This window comes from Vibrio clamense (assembly GCF_050337905.1).
GTDB classification, from domain to species: domain Bacteria; phylum Pseudomonadota; class Gammaproteobacteria; order Enterobacterales; family Vibrionaceae; genus Vibrio; species Vibrio cortegadensis.
The window spans coordinates 286,000-300,096 of record NZ_JAKJTJ010000021.1 but is presented as its reverse complement, the minus strand read 5'-3'; the positions used below and the strand labels follow the sequence as shown (position 1 = coordinate 300,096).

At 42.6% G+C, this 14,097-nt stretch carries 12 protein-coding genes; 3 read left to right on the top strand and 9 right to left on the bottom strand.

The window, feature by feature from the left end; genetic code table 11:
* Positions 1 to 17: 17 nt before the first annotated feature.
* Positions 18 to 716 (bottom strand): TIGR01621 family pseudouridine synthase, encoded by a 699-nt coding sequence (locus L4C39_RS09045; RefSeq protein WP_429745463.1) that lies wholly within the window; start codon positions 714 to 716, stop codon positions 18 to 20.
* A gap of 114 nt (positions 717 to 830) precedes the next feature.
* On the bottom strand, positions 831 to 2,165 hold the full coding sequence (locus tag L4C39_RS09040) for a sodium-dependent transporter (protein WP_113795968.1): 1,335 nt from the start codon (positions 2,163 to 2,165) through the stop codon (positions 831 to 833).
* Between the two features lie 351 nt (positions 2,166 to 2,516).
* Here L4C39_RS09040 and cls point away from each other — a divergent pair, with 351 nt between their 5' ends.
* Together cls and L4C39_RS09030 are read left to right on the top strand one after the other, a co-directional pair.
* Entirely contained in the window at positions 2,517 to 3,971 is a 1,455-nt protein-coding gene (gene cls / locus L4C39_RS09035) for a cardiolipin synthase (protein ID WP_371711004.1), read from the top strand.
* Between the two features lie 121 nt (positions 3,972 to 4,092).
* Positions 4,093 to 5,280 carry a cystathionine beta-lyase gene (locus L4C39_RS09030; protein WP_429745460.1) on the top strand — a complete coding sequence of 396 codons (1,188 nt, stop codon included), beginning with the start codon at positions 4,093 to 4,095 and terminating at the stop codon, positions 5,278 to 5,280.
* A gap of 105 nt (positions 5,281 to 5,385) precedes the next feature.
* Here L4C39_RS09030 and L4C39_RS09025 read toward each other — a convergent pair whose 3' ends face one another.
* From L4C39_RS09025 to pspA, 7 genes are all read right to left on the bottom strand, one after another.
* Positions 5,386 to 5,964, bottom strand: coding sequence for a DNA-3-methyladenine glycosylase I (locus tag L4C39_RS09025; RefSeq protein ID WP_371711006.1), 579 nt, complete (start codon positions 5,962 to 5,964; stop codon positions 5,386 to 5,388).
* Positions 5,965 to 6,084: 120 nt separating this feature from the next.
* The gene (locus L4C39_RS09020) at positions 6,085 to 9,186 is read right to left on the bottom strand and encodes an efflux RND transporter permease subunit (protein WP_371711108.1); all 3,102 of its coding nucleotides are present in this window, start codon (positions 9,184 to 9,186) and stop codon (positions 6,085 to 6,087) included.
* A 20-nt stretch (positions 9,187 to 9,206) separates the two neighbouring features.
* Complete coding sequence (locus tag L4C39_RS09015; RefSeq protein ID WP_371711007.1) at positions 9,207 to 10,283, bottom strand: efflux RND transporter periplasmic adaptor subunit; 1,077 nt, start codon at positions 10,281 to 10,283, stop codon at positions 9,207 to 9,209.
* A gap of 1 nt (position 10,284) precedes the next feature.
* Positions 10,285 to 11,319: an efflux RND transporter periplasmic adaptor subunit gene (locus L4C39_RS09010; RefSeq protein WP_017054738.1), complete on the bottom strand. Its 1,035-nt coding sequence runs from the start codon at positions 11,317 to 11,319 to the stop codon at positions 10,285 to 10,287.
* A 174-nt stretch (positions 11,320 to 11,493) separates the two neighbouring features.
* Positions 11,494 to 11,883 (bottom strand): envelope stress response membrane protein PspC, encoded by a 390-nt coding sequence (gene pspC / locus L4C39_RS09005; RefSeq protein WP_371711008.1) that lies wholly within the window; start codon positions 11,881 to 11,883, stop codon positions 11,494 to 11,496.
* Positions 11,876 to 12,109, bottom strand: coding sequence for an envelope stress response membrane protein PspB (gene pspB, locus L4C39_RS09000; RefSeq protein ID WP_017054736.1), 234 nt, complete (start codon positions 12,107 to 12,109; stop codon positions 11,876 to 11,878). Before pspB ends, pspC begins: the two co-directional genes overlap by 8 nt.
* 81 nt (positions 12,110 to 12,190) lie before the next feature.
* Positions 12,191 to 12,862, bottom strand: coding sequence for a phage shock protein PspA (pspA, locus tag L4C39_RS08995; RefSeq protein ID WP_017054735.1), 672 nt, complete (start codon positions 12,860 to 12,862; stop codon positions 12,191 to 12,193).
* Between the two features lie 192 nt (positions 12,863 to 13,054).
* Here pspA and pspF point away from each other — a divergent pair, with 192 nt between their 5' ends.
* Positions 13,055 to 14,053: a phage shock protein operon transcriptional activator gene (gene pspF, locus L4C39_RS08990; protein WP_371711009.1), complete on the top strand. Its 999-nt coding sequence runs from the start codon at positions 13,055 to 13,057 to the stop codon at positions 14,051 to 14,053.
* Positions 14,054 to 14,097 lie beyond the last annotated feature (44 nt).

Below are 14,097 nucleotides of genomic sequence, written 5' to 3'. Positions count from 1 at the left end.
AAAATCTCTATTACTTATTATTTAGTCGTTAACTTAGGCCAGTTCATCGCCCAAGGCGTCAGCCATTCATCTATATTGTTACTTGTCGGTTGATCATGCCACTTGGTTCCAAGGCTTCTCTGCTCTCTTGGATCGCAAAGGCATTCAAACTCTTCTTGCAGATATTTGAAGCGAATAGCAAAAGCGTGTAAATAGCCTCGATCCGATGGATCACCAGAATTATAAATAGGGTCACCAACAATCGCAGAACCTACAGATTTTAATGCCACTCTTATTTGATGGGTACGTCCTGTATACGGCTTACAAAGAAAAAGTCGCTCGCCTGGAAGGGCAGTTTGCGATAAGAATTGAGTAATCGCTGGGTTAGTTTGAGTATTCATAAGCTTCCATGAAGATCGTCTAGAGCGCTCCATATCCCCTTTTACCAGCCCCTGTTTTTTCTTCGGTTTTTTGGCTCCGATCGCTAAGTAGTATTTTTCCACTTCGCGATTGGCAAATGCTTGAGATAACGCACTTGCGGCCGCATGGCGTTTTGCTAATAGAAGAATACCAGAGGTCATTTTGTCTAGACGGTGGACAAGATAGAGTTTGTCGTCTCCAGTCACTTTAGCCACTTCTTGGAGCAGCATGGTATCACCGTCATCTTTGTGGACGCTGACGTTAGGGTGTTTGTTAATGATTACAAAGTCGGAATGACTAAAGAGTATGTCGAACATGACTGCGCTCCTATAATAGGCGCTTGATTATAGCGATTCCTTACAGAGATACCACACGAAAAAGCCCCGCAATGGCGAGGCTTTCATTAGAAGTGTTGAGATAAAATGGACGCTTTATGCAAAGAAGACCATCAGCATCAGTACCGGACATACAACGCGTACATATAGTGGCCATACTTTCCAGAATAAGCCGCTTTCGATTTCTGGGTAACCTTGCTTAAGCTCTTCTAATACACTGTTACGATGCCAAATCCAGCCCGCAATCAGCGTTATGAATAGGCCAATGATCGGTTGCGCGTACACAGTCGTTAACTGAATTACAAAGCCGAACAGATCGCCAAAGTTTAAAACAATCACTGACGATACCACTGTTATTACGGTACCAATCCACGCCACTGCGACTGTTCTGCTCTGTTTTAGCTCCTCAGTCGCACATGCAACTGGCACTTCAAGCATTGAAATAGATGATGTTAAAGCCGCAATAATCATTAGTAGGAAGAACACAAGACTAACAAAGATACCCATTGTGCCCATTGTATCGAACATCGCTGGTAGAACTGCAAACACAAGTGTATCTGAACTTAGTAATGCACCTGATTCTGAGAAAATTTCTACGCCATTATTTTTCGCCACAAACATTGCAGGAAGAATCAGCAGCCCAGCACCAAATGCAACGCCTGTATCAACCAATGCAACCTGTGCTGCGGTTTTAGGTAAGTTCGTATCTTTTTTCAGGTAAGAGCCGTACACCATCATGGTACAAACACCAAGTGATAATGAGAAGAAGGCTTGACCCATTGCACTAACGACAAGATCAGCACTGAAATGTGAGAAATCAGGAACAAGGTACATTTTCAGACCTTCGACAGCACCATCTTGCGTAAAGATGTAGATGATCATCAATCCGAACAGACCAAAAAGCACAGGCATTAAACGAGTTGACCAACGTTCGATACCATCAGCAACGCCACTACGTACTACATACATAGTTAGCAGCATAAATATAACCATCAAAATCAGGTTTCGAGCCGTACCAAAACCCGTTAGCCAATCCGCAGCGTCATTCATACCAAGCAGGTCAAGACCGCTTCCGGCAAAAGAACCAATTAACCAACCAGCAACGATGGCATAAAAGCTTAAAATTAAAGATACCGCTGTCATGCCAGCTAAGCCGACAGCAATCGCGCCTGCTTTACCTTTTGGCCATACTGCTTTTAATGATGCAATTGGGTTAGATTGACCGTAACGACCGATAGTCAGTTCAGCGACCAGCATCGGAAATGCAAGCAAGAACACCATCAATAGATAAACAATTAAAAATACCGCGCCACCATTACTCGCAGCTTGTGTGGGAAATCCCCAAATATTACCTAAACCAACAGCGGAACCCGCTGCGGCCATTATAAAACCAAACTTCGAAGAGAATTGGCCTCTAGAACTACTCGCCATAATAAATGTACCAATGTTGTGTGTGCGTATTAAGGCGCCTATAGGGTGGTGTAAATTTCAGTTTACACTCTAATAAAAATGGATTGGCGCTTGATGTCTAGCAAGTAAAACAGTTTGAGATTAAAATTGGAAGTCCGAACAGTATATTTTTCGGATTACACTCAAGTTTTCACTTTTAAATGTTGGTTTTTTAATCAATCTTTCCTTTTACCTCGCCATTTAACACTTTTCTAACAACAATCCACTGGTAAGAGGTTTCATATCTTCTTGCAATTTTGATCGCATAGAAAATTCCCATTCAAGTAGTTTCGCATTACTATCAGAACTATCTAAACCTACAGAACTTATCTCATGGAACAGCTTTATCATTATCTTACGATCATTGGCGTTGTCCTTTACTGGGTGCTTGTCGCAGGTGTGACCTTGCGTGTGGTTCTAAAACGGAGAGCAGTGAGTGTTTCGTTATCTTGGTTGATGATTATTTACATCATTCCTATTGTTGGTGTGTTCTGTTATTTCCTTTTTGGGGAGCTTAATTTAGGCAGAACACGAGCAGAGCGCGCTCATAAAATGTTCACCCCTTTTGGTAATTGGTTTAATCAGTTAAACGACTGCCAAGCTCACCTTCCTGAGCACATGAGCGTTCATATCACCAAAATTGATGAGCTATGTAATAACCGAATGGGGATCCCTGCTTTAAGTGGTAACTCACTTTCATTGCAAGACTCCCCCGACAAAATATTACGCTCGATAATTCAAGATATTGAAAACGCTCAATCAAGTATTCGGATGGTTTTCTACATTTGGCATCCCGGAGGGTTAGCAGACTCTGTCGCCTCTGCATTGATACAGGCATCTAAGCGAGGGGTGAATGTAAAGCTATTGCTGGATTCAGCCGGAAGCCCGCGATTTTTCCGAAGTCATTGGTTCGGCATGATGAAGTCTTCTGGTATTGAGGTAAAGCAAGCCCTTGCAGTAAGCCCTATGCGTATATTTTTGCGTCGCTTAGATTTACGTCAACACAGAAAAATTATTGTTATCGATGATAGCATTGCCTACACAGGCTCAATGAATCTGGTTGACCCTGAACATTTCAAACAAGATTCAGGCGTCGGTCAGTGGATTGACATTATGGTGAGGGTCACAGGCCCAACGGTCAATGTTCTTTCCGCGATTCATTGCTGGGATTGGGAAGTGGAGACTGGTGAACGAGTCTTTCCTCAATTACCTGAGTGTACAATTAATACCAATGAGAGCCTTCATCCTATCCAAGTCGTGCCTTCCGGGCCGGGGATGCCTGAAAACCTCATTTTACAAGTCCTCAGTATCGCCATGCATCAAGCCAATGAATCTATTCGAATCACTACACCCTATTTTGTTCCCAGTGCTGATCTATTAGAAACGCTAAAAATGACGGCTCAGCGGGGCGTGAACGTTGAGTTAATCATTCCGCACAAAAACGATTCACTGATGGTCAAGTGGGCATCTCGTGCTTTTTATAGCGAACTATTAGAAGCCGGAGTGAAGATATATGAATTTTATGGCGGTCTATTGCACACCAAATCTGTGGTGATTGATGAGAAGTTTTGCTTAGTCGGAACAGTAAACGTTGATATGCGCAGCTTGTGGCTCAATTTTGAAGTCACTCTCGCTGTGGATGATGAGGCGTTTACTAAAGAACTGTATTGGTTACAGCAGACTTATATTGATAGTTCGCACAGCATATTATTACCGGATTGGAACAAACGCTCTGTTTACAACCGCTTTTTTGAACGTGCATTTTATTTATTCAATCCATTGCTCTAATTTCAATTGGTAATAACGCATAACGAATCGTAGCTTGCATTATTCGACCTCAACGTGCTTTATATAAGCATTAACATCACTATGTAAGCTCTCACAGCATTGACTCTGACAAGGAATTCAAATGGCAGAAAAGAAAAAAACTCAATTGATTACCGCTGGCCGCGACAAAAAGTGGACCAATGGCGTGGTAAATCCTCCTATTCAGCGCGCATCTACGATTGTGTTTGATACCGTAGCCGAGAAAAACCACGCAACGATCAATCGAGCGAACAAGACTCTGTTTTATGGTCGCCGTGGCACCAATACTCACTTTGCTTTTCAAGATGCCATGGTTGATGTTGAAGGCGGAGCCGGTTGCGCCCTATTCCCTTGCGGCACCGCTGCTATTTCAAATGCCATTTTATCTTTTGTTGAAACCGGTGATCATATTTTGATGGTAGACACCTGTTACGAACCGACTCGAGATTTCTGTAATACAATAATGAAAAAAATGGGGGTCGAAACCACGTATTACGATCCTCAAATAGGCGAAGATATAAGAACATTGATCAGGCAGAATACCAAAGTTCTGTTCACCGAATCTCCAGGCTCCATCACCATGGAAGTTCAAGATATTCCGACCCTCGCTCGAATTGCTCATGAGCACGATATTGTCGTTATGCTGGACAATACCTGGGCCGCTGGTGTCAATTTCTCACCATTTGATCATGGTGTCGATATCTCAATTCAAGCCGCAACAAAGTACATTGTTGGTCACTCCGATGTCATGCTTGGTACTGCTGTCGCTAATGAGAAATGTTGGGACCAACTTCGAGAGCAGAGTTACCTCATGGGACAATGCGTATCCCCTGATGATGCATACCTCGGACTAAGAGGTATCCGAACTCTTGATGTGCGGATGCGCCAACATGCTAAAAATAGCCTTAAGGTCGCTCAATGGCTTGCAACACGCCCTGAAGTCGATCATGTCCGTCATCCCGCTCTGGAAACATGCCCAGGGCACGAATTCTATGAGCGCGATTTTACTGGTGGTAACGGACTGTTTTCTTTTGTATTGAAAACATCTTACCCACGAGCAACCACCGCGTTACTCGATGGCATGACTCATTTCAGTATGGGTTATTCATGGGGAGGATTCGAAAGTCTGATTTTGGCGAATGAACCTAAAAGTTTCGATAGCTTAAGAACCATTGCGAACCCAAATTTCTCAGGCACACTCATTCGTTTGCACATAGGTTTAGAAGATGTTGAGGACCTCATTGCCGATATAGAATCAGGACTTGAACGCTACAACGCTCTTATATCTTAACTCTCTTACATCTTAACTCATTGATATAATATATTTAATTGCGTAAGTGTTGCATTTGAAATCAACACTTACCTTTCCCTATTGTATTCTCTTCAGACTGTATTCCTAGCGAGCATCCAAATGATACTTGGGACATGTCACTAAATGATCATTGACCATTCCAGTCGCCTGCATAAATGCATAACAAATGGTCTCACCGACAAATTTAAACCCTTTCTTTTTAAGAAACTTACTCATCGCTTTTGATTGTTCTGTGAACGCTGGAACCTCATCTTGAGAACGCCACTGATTGACGATTGGCTTTCCATCGACAAATTGCCATAACGCTTTCTCAAGAGATCCATACTCTTGCTGCAAAGCCAACGCCGCTCTCGCATTACTATAAACGGATGCAATTTTTCCTTTATGGCGAACCACATCAAAATTTTCAATAATGTAGGGCACATGATCTTCATCGTATTGAGCCAATTTCTCAATGTTATAAGCTTCAAAGGCAGCACCATACCCTTCACGCTTTTTCAGAATCGTAATCCAACTCAACCCTGCTTGCGCCCCTTCTAAGGTAATAAATTCAAATAGCTTGATGTCATCATAAACAGGGACACCCCATTCAGCATCATGATACTCACGGTCTAATTCATGAGTCATCGCCCAAGGGCAAGTATGATCTTCTATATCACTCATATCGTCACCTAACATGATTTAAATTCTTGTTTTATTGTGCACATATACACATGGATAAATATCAAAAAAATGCCTTTAAATGGGTCATTTAAAGGCATAGTCATATAGTAGCGCACCTACTTAGCCAGTGATCTTAATTCGATGAAATAATCGATAGAAAACAGGTACCGCAATCAATGTTAATACCGTTGCAAATCCCAAACCGAACATGATCGTCACCGCCATTGGCTTAAAGAATGTATCCGGCAGCAGCGGAATCATCCCTAAAATAGTGGTTATCGCGGCCATACAAACAGGGCGAACACGGCTTAAAGCAGCATCAACTACCGCGAGATAAGGATCTTTCCCTGAGTGCATTTCAATCTCAATTTGATCGAGTAAAACAATACCGTTTTTCAGCAACATTCCGGATAAGCTTAAGAACCCAAGCAACGCCATAAAGCCAAATGGTGTATCGAGTAATAGTAGTCCCGTACTTACCCCAATCACTGCCAGAGGAACGGTCAGCCATACGATCAGTGGCTCTTTTACAGAATTGAATAAGAACACCGTAATCAAGAACATGAATAGGTAGCCCATTGGCATGGTTTGAAATAGCGAAGCTTGTGCGTCACTAGAGGACTCATACTCTCCTCCCCACTCCAATGAATAACCCGCGGGCATCTCAATGGCTTCGATTTGTGGTTGTAACCGCTTCTGTAACGTCGAAGCCGTTTCTTCTCCTAAAATATCGGGATCTGCCATCACCGTTAGCATACGCTTACGATTCTTACGCACAATCAGCGGATCTTCCCAGCGCATCTCATAACCTTGAGTGATCTGTTGCAGCGGTATGAATTCGCTTAATACTGGGCTCCAAATTTTCATCCCCTCAATATTTCTGATATCCACTCGTTCATCTTCAGGTAAACGCGCGATAATCGGCATCAACGTTGTGCCATCACGGTACACACCCACTGATTTACCTGAGAACGACATCATTAAAAATTCATCAACGTCAGATTTACTGATCCCATAACGACGAGCTTGGCTCTCATTAAACTGTGGCTCAATGACTTTTGTTCGTTCACGCCAGTCATGACGAATATTATGCGCACCGCTATCGGCATACATAACGTCCATTATCTGTTCTGCCAATTTACGTAATATTGTTGGATCAGAACCAACTAAACGCGCTTCAATCTTCGCGCCACCACCAGGCCCTAGCTCCACCTGCTTCAGCTTAAAGTTAATTTCAGGGAACTGAGATTGTATATGCTCTCTGAACCGAGCCATTAAGGGGGTCAATACCTCATAACTCTTCACTCTAGTCACAATTTCACCGTATGCGGCATAACTTTTTTCTGAAGCATAAGTCAGCATAAAACGTTGCAGACCTTTACCCGCCGTTGTGGTGACATGAGATACTTCGTCTTGCTCTGCTAACCAAGCTTCCAATACCTTCAGTTTTGTATTCGTCGCTCGAATATCAGTCCCTTCCGGCATCCAAATATCAACCATAAACATCGGGGTAGTTGATGAAGGGAAAAAGGATTGTTTAACCTGAGTAAAGCCATACAAACTCGCTGCTAAGCCAATGATTAACACTGCAACCGTGAGCCACGCTTTATGCATACAAAATTCAAGAAAGTTCTTATAAACAACAAACACCATGCCGTTATATGGGTCAGAATCCTCTCCCTGTTCTGGTGTTTTCTGACCTTTAAAAAAGATATCGGCAAAGAATGGCGTTAATGATATGGCAGTGAACCAACTTAACATCAATGAGATAAGCAAAACGGTAAACAGTGTTCCACAGTATTCACCCGTAGAATCCTGTGACAAACCAATCGGAGCAAACGCGGTCACGGCGATCACTGTCGCCCCCAATAATGGCCACTTGGTTTGAGTTACGATATCGGTTGCCGCTTGTAATCGAGTTCGTCCTTTCTGGGTACCGATGAGTATCCCTTCTACCACCACAATGGCATTGTCCACCAGCATCCCAAGGGCGATAACCAACGCACCTAACGAGATCCTTTGCAGATCGATTTTGAAGTACTGCATGAAGACAAACGTGCCCAGAACCGTAAGCAACAGTATCAAACCGATTAATAAGCCAGAACGAAGCCCCATAAAGAAGAGCAGAACAATAATAACGATTGCAACAGCTTGCCCAAGACTGACTACAAACCCACTGACGGATTTGTCGACCTCTTTTGGTTGGCTGTAAATTTCGCCAATCTCAATCCCTACTGGCTGTTGGAATTTCAGTTCCGCAAGACGACGGTCGAAAGCTTTGCCAATTTCAACTACGTTCACTCCAGCGGTAAACGAAACACCAACATTCAGTGCCAACTTTCCGTTGAAATTAATGATATTACTTGGCACTTCCACATAACCACGCTTAACTTCGGCAACATCGCGTAAGTAAATCAGTCCATCGCTGCCGCCATCCGTTAAAATTAAGTCGCCTAACTGGTCTACATCGTCAAACTCACCCGTGGGATGGATGCGAATGTACTCATCACCGATGCGGATAGCACCAGCATCGGACACGACATTTTGTGTCGAAAGCAGATTAAAAACAGTGTTTGGTGATAACCCAAGTGAGCTAATTTTCTTCATTGAGATTTCGATAAAGACTTGTTCTTGCTGTTGACCTGACACCGAAACTTTACTCACACCATCAACTAGCTCTAACTCACGTCGTAAATAATCGATGTAATCAAGCAGCTCTTTGTAACTGTAGCCTTCACCACTTACCGCCAATAAAATCCCATACACATCACCAAAATCATCAATGACACTTGGGTCATTCACGCCCGGCGGAAGTTGTGATTTGAGATCATTCACTTTACGACGTAATTCATCCCATATTTGCGGAAGATCATCCGGACCATAGCTATTTTTCATGCTTACCGTTATCTGTGATAAGCCGCGACTGGAGAGCGAATTGACTTCATCTACATACGACAACTGCTGGATGGCTTTTTCAAGCGGATAAGTCACCTCTTCTTCCACTTGCTGAGGAGTAGCGCCAGGGTAGGATGTCACGACCATTGCATCTTTAATGGTAAAGGCGGGATCTTCTAAACGTCCAAGTTCAAAAAATGCGGCGACACCACCAATGAGGAAAATCAAAGAGAGCATCCAGCTAATCACTTTATTACGAATAAAATAAGCCGCAACGCCAGTGACATCAGAATCATCTTGTAGTGAAGATGATTGAGGCTTAGGCATGTTTTTTTCTGTTAGATTGCTCATTGATTCACCTCTTGCTGTATCACTTTAACCGCCATTCCATCTCGCAATCGGCTGATACCAGCCACCACTATCTGATCTGAGCCTATTAATCCATCCGTGACTTGAATATGATCTTGGATTGCCTTACCTGTCACCACCTTCTGTTTTCTCACCGTAGAGTCTTCATTTAAAACCCAAACATACATATTTTCACGCTGTAATCCCCCAGCATTGAATATGGCTTCTATCGGAATATTCACCCCTGCGTTCAGGTCGATTTCAATCGACTCCCCTTTTGTTGTCACTTCTACAGCCATGCCATCTAAAATGAACTCTTCTTGAGGCATTGGGAGTGTCAAAGTAACGGTATATGACGCCGTTTTTGGATCAGGTTCCGTGGTGAACTCTTTGATTGAAGCCAAATATTCATTACCACTTGGAACTCGTACAGTGGCTCTCACCTTGGCCAATTTCTCAGGATCAGGTTGCTTCACATAGATTTGGTCTGGAAGTAGTATCATCACCTCCACATCCTTAACGCTATGAATATTAACCACCTGTTGACCTACTTGAATATTTTCAAATTGATCCACGTTCACTCGTGAAATCATGCCGTCAATAGGAGCGCGTAATTTTGTAAATGACAATCGGAGCTTTGCTAACTCAAATTCAGATAATGCGATTTGTCTTTGCGCCGCAAGCTCATCAAATTGTGACTTAGCTAAAAGCCCTTTTTTGACCAAAGGTTTTGAACGTTCAAACTGACTGTTTGCTACCGAGTATTTTGCGCTCGCATTATCGACATCTAACTGATAATCCGTCGGATCAATTTCAGCTAAAATATCGCCTTTTTTTACTCGGTCTCCTTCACGAACATTAAGCTTATTTATTTCTCCTGAAACTCGAAAACTTAAATGCGCTCGTTCGGCAGCATTTGCGACAGCAGGGAAGTACAGGTTATCTTGCATTTCATGGCTACCCGCATCGACCACCTTCACAAGCGGCGTACTAACGACGTCAACCGTTGTGGGTTCTCCACAACCATAAAGTAGTGGCAGCGTGCATAACGCGAATGTCTTGATCAAAATTTTCATATTATAGACCTCGCTCCTTGATCCATTCTCGAACTTTAATGCCCGCTTCAATCTGACTCACTCCAGACGTCACTATCTGATCACCGTCAGTTAAGCCAGAAAGTACTTGCCTCTTTTCATTCAACGTTACTTGTACTTTTTCAACAATCCCCTCATCGGAAACACGCCAAACACACGTTTCTCCTTGTTCTTCAAAAATGGCATCTTGTGGAATTCTTGTCGCATTACCTCTCGCAGCAATAGCGGTAACGGAGCCAGACATCCCCGGCAAGATCCCAATATCTTTAGGGCGGTCCATAACCATAGTCACTTTATAAGAGCCTGTTGTTGAATCAGCTTCTGTATCAACCTCTTGAAACGTTAATGGGAAAGACCGTTCTGGGAAAGCATCAAAAACCATAGTGACACTTACTTGGTTGCCGTTAGCAAAGCGATTTAATAATTTATCAGAAATCTGAAAAACGACTTTAAGCACTTCATTGGTTTGAATATTCATCACGCCCTGTTTCGCATCGATGAACTCATTCGTTTTCGCAGGTATGATAGAAATGGTGCCTTTATAGGGTGCGATAAGTCGCGTGTAGCGTAAATTGGCTTGAGCTTGCTCTAAAAGGGCTTTGGCAGAGTTATGGTTGGCTTTTGATTGGTCAAAATCCTGTTCAGACACCACCTTATCAACACGCAACTTTTTCATACGCTGATATTGGACATCCGCAAGTTTAAAGTTGGCTTTAGCTTGCTGCTCTAAAAGGGTGTATTCATCAGGATTAAGCGTGGCAAGAAGTCCGCCTTTTTCAACGGGTTGCCCAGCAAGAACATCAATGGTTTGGAGTTGGCCCGGAACACGAAATGCTAATACCGCTTTATCACCAGCGTCACTGGTGGCAGGAAAGCTTCGTTCAAATTGTGTATTTCCAACCGAGACACGAAACAACTTAGCAGGTCGAGAGTCAGGTTCTGGAACAGGAGGAAGATCTCTTCCACAGCCCGATAGCCCCAACAAAGCTCCAAACAGGAGCAATATCGCTTTGTGCATGATTTATCATCCTTGTTAATGTTCGTAGTATTAACTATTTTTTCTACTTATTAACATAGATGAATCGACGATTGGCTTCCAGTAAATAGCTTGAGAACTATATAAAAAAGAATAAGTTGAGGAGTAGCGCACTCTTCAACTTATTTCGAAGGTTCATTTAATTACAATTGGCCGCTACAACTTATTAAATTCGCGGTTAACTTTAAAAGTGTCAGAAGTCACATATGCTTCCATGTCTCGCACTTTAGTTTCGATTTGATTAAATTCTTGCTCCAACGTTTTCAGCAGAGCATCCGCCGTTTTTCCTTGCTGCCAAGGTTTGCTTTTCAAGGTATGTTCTTGCTGAGATTTTAAGCTTTCGACATATTGCACTGGTTGTTTTTCCAGCATCAACGTCATGGCGATATAAGCTAATAACACTAAGAAACTACCACCAAGCAGAGCGGCTGAAATGACTAAGATTCGTATCAACCATACTTCTGAACCGAAATAGTTCGCCAAACCCACACATACACCCGATATTTTCCCATTTTCAGTATCTCGGTAGAGCTCTCGCTTAGTCATAATTTCGTCTCCAATTAGGTGACTCCGCATCAAGGATACGCTCTAGCGTTTCGACTCTAGATTGCATCGACTCCGCTTTTTCAGACAAGGTTTGTAACCTTTGGTAATCTTCGCTCGATAAGCCATTTTCCGATTTTCGCTTACCTCTGTAATGTAAAAACAGCCATAGCGGAGCAACAAAAATCAGAAAAACAATTAATGGGCCTGCTATAAAAAATGATGACATAATCCACTCCTAACCTTTTATTATTCAAAGCTATCTAGCTGCTTTCTTGTTTAAAGCAGCCAAGTGATGAACCGCTTTAAATTATTTGTTTTGTTGCTCAACTTGTTGCTTCAGTTTCGCTAATTCTTTCTCTATTTCATCATTAGCTTGCAACTCAGCAAACTCTTGGTCAAGTGACTTCGCAGTACCCGATTTTGCATACACATCAGCCTCCGCCTCTAACTCATCTACTTTACGCGAGTATTGCTCAAACTTTGCCATCGCTTCATGACTTCGGCTTGAATGCAGATGTTTTTGTACATCACGTCGATTTGACGCCGCTTGATTACGAATAGCTAACGCTTGTTGCTTCGCTCGTGTTTCGGTAATTTTAGTCTCAAGCTTACCAATTTCATCGGTAAGTTTGGTGATGGTCTCTTCGACGAGTGTCTGCTCAGTGTGTAAACCCTTAATAATATCTTCGAGTTTCTGCTTTTCAATCAGCGCTGCACGAGCAAGATCTTCACGCTGTTTCGTTAATGCTAATGTGGCTTTTTGTTGCCAATCATTAATTTGATCGGCCATTGCTTCCACTCGACGCGCTAGCTCTTTTTTATCAGCAATGGCTTTTGCTGAGTTAGTTCTCACTTCTACTAAAGTGTCTTCCATCTCTTGGATAATAAGGCGAATCATTTTTTCAGGATCTTCAGCCTTATCCAGCAATGCGCCAATGTTTGAATTTACGATATCTGCAAAACGAGAAAAAATACCCATGGTGGTTCCCCTTATTAATGTTAAATCTTCAATACACCTGTTTATGTATATTGTTATATAACCAATAACCATGCCAATATTTTAGTTATTTAAAAACAACAAGTTACAAGAAAGTAAGGAATACACCCAATCCATGCTATGATGAATTTAACCTATAGTTAGTAAATTTAGCCACCCAGGAGCCAAACGCCAATGAAACAGAACTTAATCGGTGAATCACCTGCTTTTCTCGCGGTGTTGGACAAAGTATCGAAACTGGCTCCAATCCAAAGACCAATACTGATTATTGGTGAGCGAGGAACAGGCAAAGAACTCATTGCCCAGCGACTACACTATCTCTCTAAACGCTGGGATCAACCGTTAGTTTCGCTCAATTGTTCAACATTAAGCGAAGGGTTAATTGACTCGGAACTTTTTGGGCATGAGTCTGGAGCATTTACTGGGGCAAAAGGCCGTCATCAAGGCCGATTTGAACGGGCAGAAGGTGGTACTTTATTTTTAGATGAACTCGCTACTGCGCCACTTTCCGTACAAGAGAAACTTTTACGGGTAATTGAATATGGTCAGTATGAACGAGTCGGTGGCCAAAAAGTCCTGAGTGCAGATGTCAGATTGGTGTGTGCGACGAATGCCAACCTACCTCAACTCGCAAAGACTGGCGAATTTAGAGCCGATTTATTAGATAGGCTAGCCTTTGATGTTATCAATTTACCACCACTGCGAGAGCGTAAAGAGGATATATTACTTCTGGCTGAATACTACGCGATAAAAATGTGTAGAGAACTCCAACTGGAGCTATTTTCAGGGTTCACTGAAAGCGCTGTCAATGAGTTACTCGCTTACCCTTGGCCCGGTAATGTTCGAGAACTGAAAAATGTTATCGAACGAGCGGTATATCAAAATGGGACCTCACAATATGCCATTGATGAGTTGATATTTGACCCATTCATACCTCATTGGGATAGCCAAGAATCAGATGTTATTGATGACAGTTCGACAGATGAACAGGCTTTTTCTTTCCCATTAAACTACAAGTTATGGCAAGAACAGCAAGATAAAGCACTGCTGAATCAGGTCCTCAAGCAGAGTAAATTTAATCAACGTCAAGCCGCAGAGTTACTGGGATTAAGCTATCATCAGTTAAGAGGCATGATCCGAAAATATGGGCTCAATGGCTCTTCAGGTGAGTAATCTGGCTAAAATCCCATCAAAAATAGTCGAAGTAAAACAAAACC

What these genes read in the sequence shown, in the direction of transcription:
- L4C39_RS09045 (WP_429745463.1), bottom strand. Translation starts at nt 716, where the DNA reads ATGTTCGACATACTCTTTAGTCATTCCGACTTTGTAATCATTAACAAA.
- L4C39_RS09040 (WP_113795968.1), bottom strand. Translation starts at nt 2,165, where the DNA reads ATGGCGAGTAGTTCTAGAGGCCAATTCTCTTCGAAGTTTGGTTTTATA.
- cls (WP_371711004.1), top strand. Translation starts at nt 2,517, where the DNA reads ATGGAACAGCTTTATCATTATCTTACGATCATTGGCGTTGTCCTTTAC.
- L4C39_RS09030 (WP_429745460.1), top strand. Translation starts at nt 4,093, where the DNA reads ATGGCAGAAAAGAAAAAAACTCAATTGATTACCGCTGGCCGCGACAAA.
- L4C39_RS09025 (WP_371711006.1), bottom strand. Translation starts at nt 5,964, where the DNA reads ATGAGTGATATAGAAGATCATACTTGCCCTTGGGCGATGACTCATGAA.
- L4C39_RS09020 (WP_371711108.1), bottom strand. Translation starts at nt 9,186, where the DNA reads ATGCCTAAGCCTCAATCATCTTCACTACAAGATGATTCTGATGTCACT.
- L4C39_RS09015 (WP_371711007.1), bottom strand. Translation starts at nt 10,283, where the DNA reads ATGAAAATTTTGATCAAGACATTCGCGTTATGCACGCTGCCACTACTT.
- L4C39_RS09010 (WP_017054738.1), bottom strand. Translation starts at nt 11,319, where the DNA reads ATGCACAAAGCGATATTGCTCCTGTTTGGAGCTTTGTTGGGGCTATCG.
- pspC (WP_371711008.1), bottom strand. Translation starts at nt 11,883, where the DNA reads ATGACTAAGCGAGAGCTCTACCGAGATACTGAAAATGGGAAAATATCG.
- pspB (WP_017054736.1), bottom strand. Translation starts at nt 12,109, where the DNA reads ATGTCATCATTTTTTATAGCAGGCCCATTAATTGTTTTTCTGATTTTT.
- pspA (WP_017054735.1), bottom strand. Translation starts at nt 12,862, where the DNA reads ATGGGTATTTTTTCTCGTTTTGCAGATATCGTAAATTCAAACATTGGC.
- pspF (WP_371711009.1), top strand. Translation starts at nt 13,055, where the DNA reads ATGAAACAGAACTTAATCGGTGAATCACCTGCTTTTCTCGCGGTGTTG.